The sequence below is a fragment of the Polaromonas sp. P1_F6 genome (assembly GCF_056405695.1).
This window is the reverse complement of record NZ_JBFUBQ010000002.1, coordinates 183438-200680: the sequence shown is the minus strand read 5'-3', so window position 1 is coordinate 200680 and position 17243 is coordinate 183438. Positions and strand designations below refer to the sequence as shown.

The window sequence follows — 17243 nt, the reverse complement described above, 5'->3', positions numbered from 1 at the left end:
GTCATGCCCTGGCGATGCGGGGGTCCAGCAACGTTTGCAGCACATCGACCAGCAGGTTCAGCACCACGAAGAACAGCGCCAGCACCAGAATCGTCCCTTGCAGGAGCGGCAGGTCACGCTGGAAGATGGCGGAGTTCAGAAGAAAGCCGGTGCCCGGCCAGGAAAACACGGTCTCGATCAGGATGGAGCCGCCCAGCAGGTAACCCAGTTGCAGGCCCATCACGGCCAGCGCCGTGGGGGCGGCGTTTTTCACCATGTGGCGGAACACGCCGAAGTGCGTGAGGCCCTTGGCGCGCAGGCCGACGATGAATTCCTGGTCAAGAATGTCGGCCACCAGCGCACGCACCGTGCGCGCGATGATGCCCATCGGGATCACCGACATCGTGATCGCCGGCAGGACCAGGAACTGGATGTGCTCCCAGTCCCAGGCCCAGTCGCTCGATCCACCCGGGCCGGCGCCTGTGGCCGGCAACAGCATCAGCTGCGAGCTGAAGACGATCACCATCACCATGCCCAGCCAGTAGTGCGGCACACTCACGCCCAGCACCGACAGCATCGAGGCCAGCCGGTCGACCCAGGAGTTGCGGAAGTAGCCGGCCACAAAACCGAACAGGCAGCCCAGCACAAAGCCGATGAAAGTGGCCACCACCGCCAGGCGCAGCGTATTGCCGACCGCGGTCATGACCTCGCCGGCAACCGCACGGTTGCTCGCGATCGACACGCCCAGGTCGCCGTGCATGGCGCGCCATACCCACATCGCGAACTGCTCGGGCAGCGAGCGGTTAAAGCCATAGAGCTCGCGCAGTTGCGCCTGCAGGTCGGCCGATGCGTCCGGCGGCAGGATGGACACCAGCGGATCGCCAGGCGCGAGATGCACCAGAAGAAAACACACGAGTGCCACGCCGACCATGATCGGCAAGGCGTAGATAACACGACGCAGGAAGTAGGCAAGCATGGGCTGGCGTTGAAAGCTGGCTCCAATAAGGAACGAGAGAACGGAAAAGCGAAAAAAAAAGGAAGCGAGAGCGATAAAAGAAGCCCTTCCTCAGCGGAGAAAGGGCTTTTCCACCGTGATCAGTCCATCGTCATGGTGGCAATGTCGATGAACCAGCTCTTGGGCTGCACCACGTTCTTGATCCTGGCCGACAGCGCACGCGGACCGACGTCGTGCGCAATCCAGACAAAGGGGGCGTCGTCCACGATGTGGGCGTGCAGCTTGGCCAGCGCGGCGTCGCGCGACTTCTCGTCGAAGCTGGTACGCGCATCGGCCACCAGCTTGTCGATATCGGCGTTGCCGTAGTAGCCCCAGTTGTTGGACACCGGCGGGAAGGCCTTGGTGCTCACGAAACGCACCATGGCAAAGAACGGGTCCATCGCCGCGAAACTGATGTTGACCGCATTGGCGCCATTGGCCGACGGGTCTTTCGCGCCCTTGCGCCAGTTGGTGAACAGCGTGTTCCACTCGATCACGTCGAACTGCACGTCAAAAAAGCATTGCTTGAGCGACTGCTGCGCAAACTCGTTCATCGGCAGCGGCTGCATCTGGCCCGAGCCTGAGGCGGAAATCTGCACCTTGACCTTGAGCGGCTTGGCGGCCGAAAAACCCGCCTGCGTCATCAGCGCCTGGGCAGCCTTCACGTCGTACTTGATGTCGAACTTGGGGTTGCCCCACCATGGGTGTCCGGGCGCCACCGTGCCCTTGGGTTCGGCCATCATGCCGCCCAGCAGTTGCTTGATGCCCCCGCGATCCACGCAAAGGTTGGCCGCCTGGCGCACGCGCTTGTCGAGCCAGGGCGAGCCTTCGGCGAATGACAGCTGCCACGGCCACACGTGCGGCTGGGCGTTGGAATAGATCTTGAAGCCGCGCTGCGTGATCTGCGCCATCGCATCAGGTGCGGGAGCCTCGATCCAGTCGACCTGCCCGCCCAGCAGCGCCGCGGTGCGCGCATTGGCTTCGGGCATGGGCAGCATCACGACCTTGTCGATCCTGGGCACGCGTTTGGCGTCCCAGTAGGCCTTGTTGGCGGCCAGCTCAAGGCGCTCACGCGCCACGAAGCGCGTGACCTTGAAGGGGCCAGAGCCGGCCGGATCGGCGGCGAAAGCCGTCCAGGCCGCCTTGGCGCGGTCAGCGGGTACGGTGACGCCGGCCGGCACGGCCGCGAGCTTGGCGGACCAATGCGCCGGCGAGGCCATGAACAGATTCGTGAGGTTGATCGGCAGGAAGGAGTCGGCCTCGCTCGTGGTGAGTTCGACCGTCATGTCGTCGATCTTGCGGGCGGTGCGCAGGGTCGGCATGCGCGACGCGGTCACACCGACCTGGCTGGGGTCGAACTGCGGGGCGTCCTTATCGAGCACCTTCTGCACGTTCCAGATCACGGCATCGGCATTAAAGGCTGAACCGTCGTGGAACTTGACGCCGGGGCGCAGCTTGAAGACCCACTTGGTCTTGTCCTTGGCATCCACGGCCCAGGAAGTGGCAAGCGCGGGAATCAGCACGCTCGGCGCGTCGGCCTTCGAGAGATCCCATTGGGTCAGCGAGTCGTAAATCGGGATGCCGGTAAAACGGTTGCCTTCAAAGCCCTGGTCGGGCTGGCCCAGGGTGCGCGGAATGTCGGCCGCCGTCATGGCGATGCGCAGTACTTTTTCCTGTGCATGCAGGCCGGTGGCAGCCAGCGAGGCCGCGGCAAGCAGGGCCATGGACACCGGCGCGCGCAGCCAGACCAGAGACAGACGGGACCCGATAACTTTCATGGAGCACTCCTGTAAATAAGGATATGCCCGCAAGGAATATGCCAATGGTTTCAGCGCCGATGCTCGTCAGGCGAGCTCCGCCGCAGTGCATGCGTCACTGCCTTGGTGCATCGCTTCAAAATCTCGCGAACCGTCTCCGCGTGGCATGGCATTCGTGGGGGGACGGCAACTGTTTGTAAACTGTTCCCGTCCAGAGCAAGGGAACCCGTCCGGGTCCGCACTGCTTTTGGTGGTTCTTTCCCCTCATCCCTTTCACCGGCTTTTCTTCCATGCTTCTCAAAGACCTCCCAGAGGACGCCCGCCCCCGCGAAAAACTGCTGGCCCGCGGCCCCGGCGCGCTCAGCGATGCCGAGCTGCTGGCCCTGCTGCTGCGCACTGGCCTGCCCGGCAAGAATGCGCTGCAGATGGGGCAGGAGCTGGTCGACACCTTTGGCGGCGTGGCCGGGCTGCTGCACACCGGCCCCGAAGCGCTCAAAAGCATCAAGGGTCTGGGCCCGGCCAAACGCGCCGAACTGGTCGCGGTGCTGGAACTTTCCCGGCGGGCGCTTGCCGAAAAGCTCCGTGAAAAAACGCTCTTTGACACGCCGCAGGCCGTGCGCGACTATTTGCAGCTGCAGCTGGGCAGCCGGCCGCACGAGATTTTTGCGGTGCTGTTCCTCGACAGCCAGCACCGGCTGATCGTTCTCGAAGAGCTGTTTCGCGGAACGCTGACACAAACGTCCGTCTACCCGCGCGAGGTAGTGGTGCGCGCCCTGGCGCTCAACGCCGCCAGTGTGGTGCTGGCCCACAACCACCCCAGCGGCACCGCCAGACCTTCACGCGCCGACGAGGCGCTGACGCAAACGCTCAAGTCAGCCCTCGCGCTGGTCGATGTGCGCGTGCTGGACCATTTTGTGGTGACGAGCTCCCAGGCGGTGTCGATGGCCGAGCTGGGCTTGCTGTAGAAGTCGAAACTCTTTCTAGATTGCCTCTTTTTTTACAATTTCCGGATTGATGGAGAGAAAGGGGTTGGACTTCCCGAATGCCTTCACAGCGGCATCGATTTCGGGTTGCCCGAACGCGGACAGGCCCTCCGATTTGGGGTCGAGATAAAACAGCATCGCCAAGGCCCGCCTGCGCTCGGCAGGGTTCCTCGTCAACCTGGCTTCCAGTGCATAAGCCCAGGATTGCCAGGGTTCGAACTTCTGGCTCTTCTGGGCCCACTCCAGCGTCAAGGCCCTGATCTTGCTGCTGCCGGTCATTTCCGCCACCAGTTCGGAAATCTCTCCAAAGGTGTACTGCGTCAGCAAGGCCCTTTTCTCAGTGTGCGGCCGCAGTTGCCGCGCGCGTTGAAGGAATTGCAGTGCTTCTTCGTTTTTGCCGGATGCTGCGGCAAGAATCGCCATGGTCAGCTGGTAGTCAAAGTCTTGCCTGGAGGCCTTGGTGCCGCTTACCATCTTCTCAATAATTGAGGTGTCTCCCGCCTTGACAGCCGCATAAGCGTAGTAAGGAAAATAGCAGGTCAACGTTGAATTGACCTGGTAATCGGTCAGGTCGTAAAACGTTGCCGACTCGGAGAAGATTGCCTTCGCACCGGCAAAGTCCTTGAGTTTGATGGCCCGGTAAGCTTCCACAAAATACGCATGCATGGATTTCACATGCTGTTTCACAGGAGCTTTCTGCGCGACCGGATGTCCTTCCCAAATCGGATTGGGGTGTCCGGGCACTTTCCATCGCTGCAGATCCAGTGCGTCTACCGCCTGAGACAAGCTGCTGGAAGGCGTGCGGTCCGTGGTTGCAAAACGCACAAGGTGAACGGTTGCGGCGATCGTACCCTCCACTGTGCCCCCGAATTTCCCCTGTTGCGCCCAACTCACGACCTCCGCTTCAGGCAGACCGGAGATGTGATGCCCGACCAGCGCGGACTCCCAAATGTGAGGAGCGCGGCTTTGTTTCGCCAGCATTTCAAAACCGGCCCAGGCCTCCCTGGAATGGCCACTTGCGTGAAGAAGCCCCAGATAGTCCCGGTGGGCATACGACTCCTGGTAACGCTGGGCACGCCGCAAGGTGCTGGCCATCGCCCCCTGCAGATCGCCGGCAAGAAGCTTCAGACGCGTATCGCTCGTGATTTCGCCGGACGATCCCGATCCCTGAGAGACGGCGATTTGATAGAACGGCCTGGCAAGGTCGAAATAACCCGCCCAGTAAAAATACGACCCTGCCTCGAAAGCAAGGTTTGCGGTCGCAACCCGGCCGTCTTCGGACCCTTTCTTGAAGCCCTCGTAAGAATGAAACATCTTGGCGGCAGCTTTGACGTCACCCGCCGCGAACAGCATCCATGCCAAATCGCTATAGGAAGTCCACCGCGTGGGTGCAAGCTTGAGGTTGTCGCGATAGTAAGCCTGCGCTTTCGCGGTGTCCCCCTGCCTCCTGGCCTCGGCGCCGAGGATGCTATTGAGTTGCGGGGAGCCGACGAAACGCCCGTTGATTGACGCTAAAAGATCGGTGTCCCGCCCCTGGTCGGGGAAAAAATGACGGTACGTCCCGTGCAGCTCCGTGAAGGTTCCGATTTCCCAAGTGGCACTCTTCAAAGCGGCAATTTCGTTTTCAATACTTATCTCCAATTTACCGCCGTCTGCCCAGGTCCAGTAATAAGGACGGAATGGCACATCGGCATAGTAAAGATTGTTATAAGGTCCGTAGTACTGACCGCCGTCAGCATTGAAATGATTCAAGGCCCGTAATGCGGTGAGCGACTGGCCTTGCTCCCAGTAGGCTGCATCGAACGCGTTTTGGTGCGCGGCCTTGACCAACTGCTCTCTTTCGGCTCCAGTGGACTTTCCGGCGAGCTTCGCCTCCGCTCTTGAGCGCTCATACGCGTAGGACGGGTAACCCTTGTAGATTGCGTCAATGCTGTTCGCAAAGATCAGGGCCTTGTTCGGAATGCCCTGGACGTTGGACAGGAAATTGATGCGGTTCATCAGGTTGTCATGGCCAATACTCTCGAGCAAGTCCAGATAGTCAAACGGGCCCGGCTTGCCGGGTGCGGGCCCGCAGCACAAACTGGCCGCATTGGCCTCGATGAACTTGCGGCCGTGATGAAACACCGACAGATCCACCATGGTCTGAACCTTGTCCGGGTCAGCAAGTGGCAATGCCGCGCGTGCCATGTCCGCCATTGCATACCCCTTGACCGGCAACTCATAGTCAAGAAGCATTTTCAGGGAAGCATTCTCGTTCTGAACCCACGGTTCTGTTTCTACAAAAACCCGCGTCACGATGAACGGCCATATCGTTCCGGGCAGCTTCAACGCTGCCACTTCGGCGCCTGCCTTTTTGGTTGTCATCGTGCCGTAGGCGGTAGCGATCCTGTTCTCATCGATCTTTTGCAGCAAGCGTTTTAAGGGATTCTTTTCAAGCGCCGCCATTGCACGCACGTCCAGGATATTTCCGTTCAGGGCGGCAAGCAATTCTTTTTCCTCGACGGTCTGCACATCGCCCAGTGCCTTGATGGCAGCCATGCGCAGACCCAGTGCCATGTAGGTCCTCGCCCTGAGCGCCCGGTAGTCGGGTGATTGCGGCGACAGGCCCAAAAGCGCCAGATGCGCCTTTTCAGCAAATATCTCTTTCGTTCTTTCGTTGGTTGTGGGCGCCAGTGCGCTGTACACCAGGAAAGCGTATGCATCCTGCGCCGGGTTGCCAGACGGTGCCACCAAGCCGAACGGAGATGCCGGCAGCGCTTCCAGTTCCAGGCTGCTGACTGTCTTTTCATAAAGAGGCGAGGAAGGGTTGGCGCCTGCCGCCTTGAGGATTTCCGGCAACACGGATTCGTAGGCCTCGACGGCCGGAATTTCATCCCCAAAAGGGATATTTTCAAATTTTTTGGTTTCCACCGGAGCAGCCCAAACAGCGCCATTGCGCGCAGTGCCCGTGTAGTCCTGGGTCCGGATGGCGATCGCCATTTTTCCTTTCCGGTCGTGCCCGGCGTAACCCCAGACAATGCGCTTTGCCCCCACGGCATCGGCAAGCTTGTAGATTTCCTCCTGCTTGAGGTGGCGCTGCCCCTCACCAAGTGCTTTTGCCACCAGATAGGGGTCGGGAATTTTCACTTTCTGCGATTGGGCGACGCCCGCAGCGAGTTCCGCAGTCATGATGGACCGGCTTGCCCTGTCGACACCCCAGCCCCAAACCTGGAACGGTACAACCAGCACATCAAACTTTCCGCCAGACAACACCTGACCGTAGAAAAGCTTTTCCTTGCCCTGCCAATCGGAAGCCTGCGGTGAATAGCGCGGCGGCAGGAAGCGGGCCATTGCAGTATCTTCAAAAGACCGTTCCATCGCGATCTTGTTCTGGATGTCCGCTCGAGCCTTTGCCGCAGAGGCCTCCCGTTTCGCCCTCTCCTCCTCCGCGGCGGCCTCGGTGCGAAATGCCTGAACCTTACTGACAGCCAATACACCACTGCAGAGCAACAGAACTCCGCAAAGCACGGCGGTAGACCGCTTCATTTTTCTCTCCCTCAATTCAAAATCCGGATCTGGCAGAACGTGCGTCGATGACCTGATACCGCTCAGCAAGTTAGCGGAACATCGTAACGTAGCCATCGCCAGATCCGCCGCTGAATGACCCGACGCGTGGTTTATCTACATCGGTGAGTACTGAAGCACTACGATAAAGTAAGCATCATGAAAGCGCCCGCACTCAAAAGCCTGCAGGACCTCAAGGCCGTCAAGCGGGACATCGAAGCCCGCGCGAAGCTTGAGAAAGAACAGGAAGCCGCGCGCGTGGCAGCAGCCGCCAGGGCCAAAGCCGAGAAAGAACTCTTCTCGCGCGCGGTCGGCCCCGTCAAGGCCCTGCCGGCCAAACACCTGCCGGGCCACAAGGCGGCGTTGCCGGTGGCGCAGGCAGCGCCCATCCCGGTGCAGCAGCAACGCGATGAACTTGCGGTGATGCGAGAAGCGATCTCGGACGAGTTCGACGTGGAAACACTGCTGGACACGGATGAAGCGCTGAGCTTTCGGCGGCCCGGCATGGGGCCTGACGTGGTGCGCAAGCTGCGCCGCGGCGGCTGGAGCATCCAGGGCCAGCTTGACCTGCACGGCCTGCGCCGCGAGGATGCGCGCGAAGCATTGGCTCACTTCATCAAGGATGCGCACAAGGTGGGCTGGCGCTGCGTGCGCGTGGTGCATGGCAAAGGCCTGGGGTCTCCCGGCAAGACGCCGGTGCTCAAAGGCAAGGTGCAAAGCTGGCTGATCCAGAAGCAGGAGGTGCTGGCATTTGTGCAGGCGCGGCCGGCCGAGGGCGGCGCCGGGGCGCTGGTGGTGTTGCTTGAAGCTGGCTAGGCACACCCCTGTCGGCGCTCACTGCGTGTAGCGCCATCTCCCCTTGAAAGACTGAGTACACCCCTATCGACACTCACTACGTGTAGTGCCTTTTCCCCTTGCAGGGGACGGCGCCTGCGGTCCGGCAAAGCCGGTCCCGCGGCACCTGCTGGACAGATTCCGCAGGCATCCCAAGCGCTATCAATTCAATAGCTGCTCGCGCATGATGTGATTGGGTGGGAGGCGTATTTGATGCCTGAATTTCACCGAAAAAGGCCTCGAGGGGCTGCTTTTTTTACTTGGCGGACACCAAAAACCCGGTTTGACGCCGCGAAAAGGCACTTTTTACAAACAAAAAGTGTCTGTATCCGAATCAGGATCTGCGCGAGCAGCTATATTTTTGATAGCAAGTCAGATACTCGAACCAGTCCCGGTTCAGCCGCCAGCCGTTCAAAGCCCGAACCCCGCTCGTCCAGCCGCGGCGCATTCATAACCGTGCCTGAACACAAGCTCATACATCGGCAGCGGCACTTTCTTCAGTGAGGTGGGGTAGGCAGCGGCCGCCCTGACGCTGTTTGCGTCCAGCCATTCGCCGGCCGGGCAGTCCGCGCCGGCGCGTTCGGCAACTTCCCGGGCGGTAGCGCCTATGCGCAGGTAGGCGGCGCGACCCGGCTCGCGCGCGGCGTAGGCCATGAGCCCCCTGGCGCGCAGCGCGCGGACCTGGTCGGACATGATGTCGGCCACGTGCTTGAGACGAAAGATGCTGAGGGGGCCCATCGCAAAACCCACCGGCAAGGGCGCGCCTGCATCAGACGCGATGATCACGCCGTCGATTTTGGGCTTGGGGCCAAAGCCGGCGTCAAAGAACGGCTCCAGCCCGAGGTTGTCGTACACACCGCCGTCGTAGAGGTGGATGCGGGCAAAGCGGTCTTCGGCAGGCCGGGCATCGTCGCCGGAGGCGAACATCGGCAGGTTCCAGTCAAAGCTGTCGGTCGGCAGTACGTAAGGGCCGATCAAGCCCGGAAAAGCCGCCGACACCGCCATCGCATCTCGCAACGGCAGTTGCTTCAGGCGCGTGGAGCCCAGCATCCAGTCGCGCAACGCGTCGCCTTCGATGCTGGCGCGTTTGCCGGTCTCGGCCGTGGTGGCGTTGACCACCCAGGCGGGTGACGCCGGAACATCCTCCATCAGCGCATCGACACCCCAGGCACTGCCGATGGCCGATGCCAGCACGTTGGCACGCGACAGCGCAAAGCGCCAGTTGCGCGGGTGCAGCATGGCGCGCATGGCGGCGTTCTGCAGGTCTGTGGTGGTCAGCAGTGTTTTCACGCGCGGCAGCAGCACCGCCAGGCATTCATTGCTGCCGGGCCAGCGCATCGCGTTGAGCTGCAGCAAGAGGCCCACCAGCAGGCTGCCGCCCGAAACAGTAGACACCTTGCTGACCCGCTCCAGCGCCTGGTGTTCCGCCAGGAAGCTCAGCACGCCGCAGTGAAACACCATGGCGCGCGTGCCGCCGCCCGAAAGGGCCAGGTAGACCGGCTTCATGCCGCAGCCTTGCAGCGCACATATAGAGGAAGCGGGCGATGCGCAGTGATCGCTGTGGAGAAGCCGTATTGCATGTTATTTGCCGTGGATGGGTAGCAGTCCCGATTCTCCTATGCCTGTCGGCTCGATGCCTATGGCAAGTCCGGGGCGGCCGCTGTCGCCAGCGCTTGCCGCCCTTGTCTCAAAGCCGGAATCACCAAGATATCAGAGGGGACCGGTGCAGCCAGACATCCATCTGCACCTGGTCCAGGACGAAGTCCGCGACGTCCTGCCTCGCAATGGTTCCTCCGTGAAAACCGGACAAGTCTGTCAAGGTGCGGATCTTGCGCCGCGCTGGCTTGTCGTTCAGCACGGAAGGGCGCACCAGAACCCAGTCCAGCCCGCTGGCGCGGACGGCAGCCTCCTGCCGATTCTTGTCGGCGTAGACCTTGCGCAACAGAACGGGATGGATCAGCCGGTCGAACAGGAACCCGCCATGGCCGGCGCTGTCGCCTGCGCCCATGCCCGTGATGCAGACAAGGCGCGAGACCTGCTCCGCTTTCATGGCGCTCACGAGTGCCCGCGTGGCCGAGGAGAGAACGGTCACCTCGCGCAGCGGGCTGACCGGTGTGCCCAGGGCGCTCACGACGGCATCGCGACCTCGCAGGGCCTCACGCAGCGCACTTTCGTCAAGGGCATCGCCGATGATGATCTCGGCGCCCTTGAGACCGCTCGCCTTCTGCGGGGAGCGCACGAGCGCGCGAACGTCGAATCCCCGTGCAAGCGCCTCCCTGACGATCAGCCGGCCCGTGCCGCCGGTGGCGCCAAGAACCAGAATCTTCGGGCGAGCAAGCGAGATGCCGGCAGTGTTCAGTGTGTTCATGGTCCGGCCTTTAAAGTTCGCCCTGCGCGAGCAGTTCACGGGTGCGCTTGAGCGTCGAGACGAGCGCGCTTTTGTAGCCTTGCTCGCCGTCCATCCAGGCTTGCTCGGCCTGCTCTTCGGGGCCGCCCGGCGTCTTGCCGCGCAGGCCGAGATAACCGTAGAAGCGCAGCTGGAGCTCTCCGGATTCGTCTTCGAACAACTCGTTGACGACCGCGCCTTCGCGCGGGCCGGTGGCCTGGAAGAAGGTCACCTTGCTTTCGGGCTCGAAGGCAATGATCTCGCGCAGGTCGGCGCCGGCGATAGTGGCTTCGCGCACGATGTGCGTCGCGCTTTCCTCGACGACTTCGCAGCGCGTGCAAAGATCTGGCGGCAGGAAGCGGCGCGCGTCACGCGCCTTGAGAACCAGGCCGGCCCACGCCTGGGCACGCGTGAGCTTCACTTCGCCTTGCGGATTGACGGGCACTGTAGCGGTTGAATAAATCATGGTGGTATTCCTTTGGTGTGGCTTGCTATACCGCCGGCTCTTATGCCGATGCCGACGCGGAGATTTCGGTAGCGAACTCGCGGTAGGACCGTAGCGGGCGCCCGAGGAGCGTCGTCAGGCGCTTGACGTCACCCGATTCGGGAACCATCCCCACCGTGAGAAAACGCTCGCTCATGAGGCGCATGTCGTACGCCATCCAGGGTGGCATGAAATTCAGCAGGTTCTTCTCAAAGCCTGCGGTGTCGTCTCCGCCATACGTGATCGGGCGGTCCAGCACAGTTGACCAGATGGCGGCGACATCATCGCCTGTCAGCGTGTCGGGGCCGACGAGGTTGATGCGCTCCAGCGGAAGCGGTTTCGACGCCTGCTCGCGGCGCAGCAGCTCGATCGCCGCGATCTCGCCGATGTCCCGCGCGTCGATCATGGCCAGGCCCTTGCTGCCGATCGGCATCGGATAGACGCCGTAACCGGTGACCACGTCCTTGATGGTGAGGTCGTTGTTCATGAAGTAGGCGGGGCGCAGGATGGTGGCGGCGAAACCCATCTCTTCGAGCATCCGCTCGACACCGAATTTGCCCGCGAAGTGGGGAACGTTCAGGTAGCGGTCGCTGTGGATCACGGAGAGATAGACGACGCGCTCGACGCCGGCTTCACGCGCCAGATTGAGCGTGAGCAGGGCCTGGGTGAACTCGTCGGGGACCACGGCGTTGAGCAGGAACAGGGTGGACACGCCTGTGAACGCGCTCCGCAGTGCCGCCACGTCGAGCAGGTCGCCTGGAACGACTTCGACGCCGGCCGGGAAGTTCGCCTTTGCCGGATCGCGGACCAGTGCGCGCACTTTGGCGCCACGCTGGACGAGCTGCTGGATAACCTGGCGGCCGACGTTGCCAGTTGCGCCAGTAATGAGGATGGTCATGAAATTACTCCGTTGTGTGTTGAAGGAGCCTCAATCTTGATTGATCCACTCAGTATCCGATAGCTGTTATATTTAGACACTTCGTCTCATTGGTGGAACATATGGACTTGCTTGCCCTTGCAGACTTCAACCTCGTGGCCCGGCATGGCGGCTTTGGGCGGGCCGCCCGCGAATCCGGGCGGCCCAAGGCGACCCTGTCACGGCGGGTGGCCGACCTGGAGAGCGGCCTCAACCTGCGTCTCTTTGAGCGGGGGGCGCGGACCCTCAAGCTCACCGAGGAGGGACGCTCGCTGTACGAAAGGACCTCTGTTTTGCTGGCCGAACTCGACGAGACGGTCGCCACGATTACCTCCGGCGGTGAGACGCCGCGAGGCACATTGAGGGTGAGTGCGCCCCTGCTCTTCTCGCAAGCCGCCATGGGCAAGCTCGCCGCCCGGTTCGCGCTGAAGCATCGCGAGGTCCGGCTCGAGGTCATCCCTGAAGATCGCCCGGTCGATATGGTGGAAGAGGGCTACGACCTGGTGATCCGCGTCAACCCCGACCCGGACGAAAACCTGGTGGGGCGGATTTTCTTGCGCGACCGCCTGGTTGTGGTGGCCAGCCCTGACCTGAACCGCCCATCAGGCAAGGCGCCTGTTCCGGTGGTGATGCGGGCAGGCGGGGCAGGAAACCCGAATGAACCCTGGGAAATGACGGGGCCAGACGGTGAACAACGGTTTGCGGTGGACCCCGTCCTGCGCCTGTCATCGCTGTTCATGGTCCGCGACGCAGTCCGGGCAAATGTCGGGGCGGCGCGTATTCCCCTTTCGCTGATCTCCCACGATCTCGCAGCCGGAACCCTGGTCCATTGGGGCGACGTGAAAGGGCCTGAGATTGCCCTCTGGGCGCTCTATCCATCACGCCGCCTGCTGAGCGCCCGCGTATCCGCCTTCCTGGACTGCCTGAAGGAAGCCTTTCCCAACGGATCACCGGAGGAGTTGGCGGACTACATCGGGAGATGAGGTCTGCACAAACGCCCGACTCTCTCGATGCGGAGACGAGCCCGACACCGCTCTCGAGCCTGACGATCCGGAGTGAGCCGCCATGGATGTGAACGAATGCTCATTTCCGTTGGCCTCAGACCACTGGCGCGTGGAATATAGCGCCGACCTCTTCTTTAGTTGCCAAGGGCATCCGCGCAATGCGTCACATCTCGTTAGAGTCGCCTTACTAAAAACAAAGAGGAGTTGTCTGGATGAATGCGCTGCACAGGAAAAAACTTGGTATTGAAGATGGCAACCGGATCGTCCAGAGGGACATCAAGGTGGAAGCCAGTGAAACCCACGTGACGTCGGTGTACTGGTATGACGAAATTGACGGGCAGGGAGATTTTGTGCGCGGCCATGTGCTCAGGGAAACCAACTTCATCCAGAAAGACAGGCAACCCGAACCCGCCAAGGCAGCAGAAACCCCGCGCAATCGCGGTGAGGATCATCCGGATGATTTGTCGGCCAACTCGCTACGGGCGCACATTCGTGAGCGCATGTGGCTTCACAACGTGCTGCCTCACGGCCGGCGCCGATACGCTATCTAGCGGGATCAATACCGGCCGCATCCCTTTGCAGTCGGGCGCTAGCAGCTATATTTTTGATAGCATTCAGTGACCCGGCATTGCACCGGGGCGCTGCATCATCACTCGCCCCTGTTGCGCATCCAGTCGGCCGTCTGGAAAAACGACGCATTGAGCCGCGTGCGCAGCGCTTCATCAACACCGGTTTCACGCATGGCCTGGTCCATGCACGCCAGCCACTGGTCACGCTCGGCAATGCCGATCGAGCCGCCGCCGGTTTGCTGCGGCATGTGGCGCATGCGCAGGCGCGGGTGGCCGAAGCGGTCGGTGTAGTACTGCGGCCCGCCCAGCCAGCCGCATAAAAACCAGAAGAGGCGCTGGCGGGCGTTGTCCAGGGTGCTGCCGTGCGCGGCGCGCAGGGCTGTGTAGCCGGGCTCCAGGTCCATCAGGTCGTAGAAGCGCTCGACCAATGCCTTGACGCGCTCTTCGCCGCCTATCCAGGCGTAGGGAGTTTCGAAGGGAGGGTTTCCTGGGGGCTTTTCTTCTATCTGCATCTTTGGATTATCGAATGTTGGGGTTTGGGGTTGGTTGAGAGGGGTCATTGGCCGGTTCTCGCTCCGGCTATGCGTCTTCTTCTGAGAGCTGCTGGCCGGGGGTAGCCCGGCGGCTACTCACTTTTCTTTTGCTTCGCCAAAAGAAAAGTAAGCAAAAGAAAAGGCGACCCTGCTGTCTGCGTCCCTGCGCTTCGCTTCGGGCAACCTGCGGTGCTCGGTTCAGGCGGGGTCTCGCTCGAACTCGCCTTCGGCTCAGACAATCGCGATCCCTGATCCGCCTGAACCTGTGCTCCTCGGCGCATACAGAAGGGCTAATCGGGAGCGGGGACTGAAAACAAATACCAACTCCAATACCAACAAGGACACGCCATGGCGTGTCCTTGTTTCTTCAGGTGTTCGGGTTCTGGTATTCGGTTGTTGGCTGTTCAGTATTCCTCTCCCACCCCCTTGTGGATGCGCCGAGGAGCGGAGGCCCAGACGGATCAGGGCAAAAACTTGTTTGAGCCGAAGGCGAGTTGTTTTTGACCCCGGCTGGACCGAGCACCGCAGGTTGCCCGTAGCGAAGCGCAGGGACGCAGGAACCAGGGTCGCCTTTTCTTTGCTTACTTTCTTTTGGCGAAGCAAAAGAAAGTGAGTTGCATGCCGGGCAACCCCCGGCCAACCGCCTTCAGCAAAAAGCTCAACGCCGGAGCAAGAACAAGCCAAGGGCAAGAAACCTTACTGCGCCTTCCGCAAAGTCTCCACCACCGGCGTATTCAAAACCGACCTCAACCCCCACCACCCCGCCGCCAGCGCCAGCAAAGCCCCCGCCAGGCTGCCCACCAAAGGCACCGTCCACGAACCAGTCCAGCTGAAGTCAAACACAAACCTCGCCAAACCCCAGCCCACGGCCAACGCAACGATGGAAGCCAGAAAGCCAGCCAGCAAACCAACGCCCGCCAATTCAGCCCGCTGCACCTGCCGCAGCAGCGAAGCACGCGCACCCACGGCCCTCATGATGGCGAACTCGCGGGCGCGCTCTTCGCGCGTGGCGGTGATGGCGGCGAAGAGCACGACCAGGCCCGCGGCCAGCGTGAAGCCGAACAAAAATTCCACCGCACGTATCACCTGGTCAAGCACGCGCTGCACCTGCGCCAGCGTGCTGCTCATGTCGACATTGGTGATGTTGGGAAACGCCCTGACCAGCGTGTTGTCAAAACTCTGGGGCTGCGGCTGGCCGGGTGCCACAGCGAGCGCCTCGGGTGCACGAAACGCGCTGATGAAGGACACAGGGACATCGGCAGGCAATTGCGCCACCGGGTACATCACAAAGAAATTGACGCGCATGGAACCCCAGTCGACCTTGCGCAGGCTGGTGATCTTCGCCTCGCTGAGCTGGCCGCCGATATCAAAGCGCAATGAATCGCCGAGCTTGAGGCCCAGTGTTTTGGCCAGGCCGTCTTCCACGCTCACGGCGTCTTTTTCACCGCCTGTCCAGCGCCCGCCGGTGACCTGGTTGTGACCGGGCATGTCGGCACTGTTGGAAAGATTGAATTCGCGGTCCACCAGGCGTTTGGCGCGGTCGTCTTCAAAGTCGTCGGGCGTGACGGCCTTGCCGTTGACTGCCACCAGACGGCCGCGGATCATGGGGTACCAGTCGAACTTCTTCACGCCGCCGTCGCGCAACGCTTTCTGGAAAGCCTCGCCCTGCTCCGGCTGCACATTGATGACAAAACGGTTGGGCGCATCGGGCGGCGTCGCCTTGCGCCAGCTGCTGATGAGGTCTGTGCGCAGCAGCACAAGCAGCATCAGGGCCAGCAGGCCGACCGCAAGGGCGCTGGTCTGCACCACGGCATACATGGGCCGGGCAGACAGCTGCCGCGTGGCCAGTACCAGCCAACGCGGGGCGGTGACTTCGTTCACGCTGGCGCGCAGCAGCTTGACGGCGGCAAAACTGGCCGCGGCGAACACCAGCACAGCGCCGGCAAAGCCGCCAACCGCAATCAGGCCCAGTTTCAAATCACTGCTGGCAGCGACCAGCAGGGCCGCAAAGCCGGCCACACCCACGCCCAGCACCGCCATTGACGCGGGTTTGAGGTTGCCGACGTCGCGGCGAATGACGCGCAGCGGCGGCACCTGCGCCAGCTGCAGCACCGGCGGCAGGCCAAAGGCCAGCAGCAGCGTCAGGCCCATGCCCATGCCGAACACGACGGGCCACCAGGTGGCCGCCGGCAAAGCGGTTTCAACCAGCCCGGCCAGCAGCAGCACAAAGGCGTAATGCACGGCGAAACCCAGCGCCACGCCAAGCGCGCTGGCCAGCATGCCGGCCACGACAAACTCAAAGGTGTAGGCCAGCGCAATGGTGCGCTGGGGCTGGCCCAGCACGCGCAGCATGGCGCAGTCGTCCAGGTGCTTGGTGGCGAAACCGCGCGCGACGATGGCCACGGCCACCGCGCTCAGCAGGGCCGCCAGCAAGGCCACCAGGTTGAGGAATTTCTCGGCGCGGTCCAGCGTCTGCCGCATCTCGGGGCTACCCGATTCGAGCGACTCCAGGCGCACGCCGCGGATGCCGGACTCTGCACCGGGTTTCTTGATCTCGTCTGCGGCCCATTTCACATAGGCCTTGACGGCCTTGTCGTCGCCGGCCACAGCAAAGCGGTAGTTGGTGCGGCTGGCGGGCTGGATCAGGTTGGTGGCGGCCACGTCGACCTGGTTGATCATCACGCGGGGAGAAAAGCTGATGAACCCGGCGCCGCGGTCGGGCTCCTGCACGATGACGCGGGTGACCTTGAAGCTGGCGTCGCCCATCAACAGGGCCTGGCCGAGCTTGAGGCCCAGCGCGTCGAGCAGCGAAGCGTCGGCCCAGGCCGTGCCGGGGGCCGGCACCTCCCGCGTGTCTTCGCCGGGGCCGTCCAGGCTGTCGGCGATTTTCATGCTGCCGCGCAGCGGATAACCTTCCGGCACCCCCTTGAAAGCCACCAGCTTGCTGGCGCCGCCATCAGCGTCGGTGGCGCGGCCCATGGTGGGAAAGGTGACGGTGGAGATGGCCTTCAGGCCCAGCGCCTGCGCCTTGGCAATGAAGGCGGCCGGCGTGATGCCGTCGCTGCGGATCACGGCGTCGCCGCCCAGCAGCTGACGGGCATCGCGTTGCAGGCCGCCCTTGAGGCGATCGGCAAAAAAACCGACCGCGGTGAGCGCAGCAACCGCCAGGGTCACCGCGACGATCAGGAGGCGCAGCTCGCCGGCGCGCAGATCACGCAACAGGGTTTTCCAGCCGAGCTTGAGGAAAAGGGTGTTCATGCG

At 62.2% G+C, this 17243-nt stretch carries 13 protein-coding genes; 4 read left to right on the top strand and 9 right to left on the bottom strand.

Annotated elements, in window-relative coordinates; all coding sequences use genetic code 11:
* Position 1: 1 nt before the first annotated feature.
* Both AC1DY9_RS06880 and AC1DY9_RS06875 read right to left on the bottom strand, forming a co-directional pair.
* On the bottom strand, positions 2-955 hold the full coding sequence (locus AC1DY9_RS06880) for an ABC transporter permease (protein ID WP_457279581.1): 954 nt from the start codon (positions 953-955) through the stop codon (positions 2-4).
* A gap of 119 nt (positions 956-1074) precedes the next feature.
* Positions 1075-2697 carry an ABC transporter substrate-binding protein gene (locus AC1DY9_RS06875; RefSeq protein WP_457279808.1) on the bottom strand — a complete coding sequence of 541 codons (1623 nt, stop codon included), beginning with the start codon at positions 2695-2697 and terminating at the stop codon, positions 1075-1077.
* Between the two features lie 323 nt (positions 2698-3020).
* On the opposite strand from AC1DY9_RS06875, the gene radC reads away from it, so the two are divergent.
* A complete protein-coding gene (gene radC / locus AC1DY9_RS06870) occupies positions 3021-3695 on the top strand; it encodes a RadC family protein (protein ID WP_477666118.1) in 675 nt (224 codons plus the stop codon).
* 15 nt (positions 3696-3710) lie between these two features.
* On the opposite strand, the gene AC1DY9_RS06865 is transcribed toward radC, so the two are convergent.
* On the bottom strand, positions 3711-7238 hold the full coding sequence (locus AC1DY9_RS06865; RefSeq protein WP_477666117.1) for a tetratricopeptide repeat protein: 3528 nt from the start codon (positions 7236-7238) through the stop codon (positions 3711-3713).
* A 177-nt stretch (positions 7239-7415) separates the two neighbouring features.
* Here AC1DY9_RS06865 and AC1DY9_RS06860 point away from each other — a divergent pair, with 177 nt between their 5' ends.
* Positions 7416-8072 (top strand): Smr/MutS family protein, encoded by a 657-nt coding sequence (locus AC1DY9_RS06860; protein ID WP_457279584.1) that lies wholly within the window; start codon positions 7416-7418, stop codon positions 8070-8072.
* Positions 8073-8501: 429 nt separating this feature from the next.
* Here the strand turns inward: AC1DY9_RS06860 and AC1DY9_RS06855 are convergent, their stop codons facing one another.
* The 4 genes from AC1DY9_RS06855 to AC1DY9_RS06840 all read right to left on the bottom strand — a co-directional run bounded on the left by AC1DY9_RS06855 (position 8502) and on the right by AC1DY9_RS06840 (position 11858).
* Positions 8502-9596 (bottom strand): patatin-like phospholipase family protein, encoded by a 1095-nt coding sequence (locus AC1DY9_RS06855; RefSeq protein WP_477666116.1) that lies wholly within the window; start codon positions 9594-9596, stop codon positions 8502-8504.
* Positions 9597-9789: 193 nt separating this feature from the next.
* Entirely contained in the window at positions 9790-10458 is a 669-nt protein-coding gene (locus AC1DY9_RS06850) for an NAD(P)-dependent oxidoreductase (protein WP_477666115.1), read from the bottom strand.
* 10 nt (positions 10459-10468) lie between these two features.
* Positions 10469-10942 (bottom strand): AtaL-like protein, encoded by a 474-nt coding sequence (locus tag AC1DY9_RS06845; RefSeq protein WP_457279587.1) that lies wholly within the window; start codon positions 10940-10942, stop codon positions 10469-10471.
* 40 nt (positions 10943-10982) lie between these two features.
* Positions 10983-11858 (bottom strand): SDR family oxidoreductase, encoded by an 876-nt coding sequence (locus AC1DY9_RS06840; protein ID WP_477666114.1) that lies wholly within the window; start codon positions 11856-11858, stop codon positions 10983-10985.
* 101 nt (positions 11859-11959) lie between these two features.
* Here AC1DY9_RS06840 and AC1DY9_RS06835 point away from each other — a divergent pair, with 101 nt between their 5' ends.
* Both AC1DY9_RS06835 and AC1DY9_RS06830 read left to right on the top strand, forming a co-directional pair.
* Positions 11960-12859 carry a LysR family transcriptional regulator gene (locus tag AC1DY9_RS06835; RefSeq protein ID WP_477666113.1) on the top strand — a complete coding sequence of 300 codons (900 nt, stop codon included), beginning with the start codon at positions 11960-11962 and terminating at the stop codon, positions 12857-12859.
* A 233-nt stretch (positions 12860-13092) separates the two neighbouring features.
* The gene (locus AC1DY9_RS06830) at positions 13093-13431 is read left to right on the top strand and encodes a hypothetical protein (RefSeq protein ID WP_457279590.1); all 339 of its coding nucleotides are present in this window, start codon (positions 13093-13095) and stop codon (positions 13429-13431) included.
* 98 nt (positions 13432-13529) lie between these two features.
* On the opposite strand, the gene AC1DY9_RS06825 is transcribed toward AC1DY9_RS06830, so the two are convergent.
* Together AC1DY9_RS06825 and AC1DY9_RS06820 are read right to left on the bottom strand one after the other, a co-directional pair.
* The gene (locus tag AC1DY9_RS06825; protein WP_477666112.1) at positions 13530-13961 is read right to left on the bottom strand and encodes a group II truncated hemoglobin; all 432 of its coding nucleotides are present in this window, start codon (positions 13959-13961) and stop codon (positions 13530-13532) included.
* Positions 13962-14678: 717 nt separating this feature from the next.
* Entirely contained in the window at positions 14679-17240 is a 2562-nt protein-coding gene (locus AC1DY9_RS06820) for an ABC transporter permease (protein WP_477666111.1), read from the bottom strand.
* Between the last annotated feature and the right edge of the window lie 3 nt (positions 17241-17243).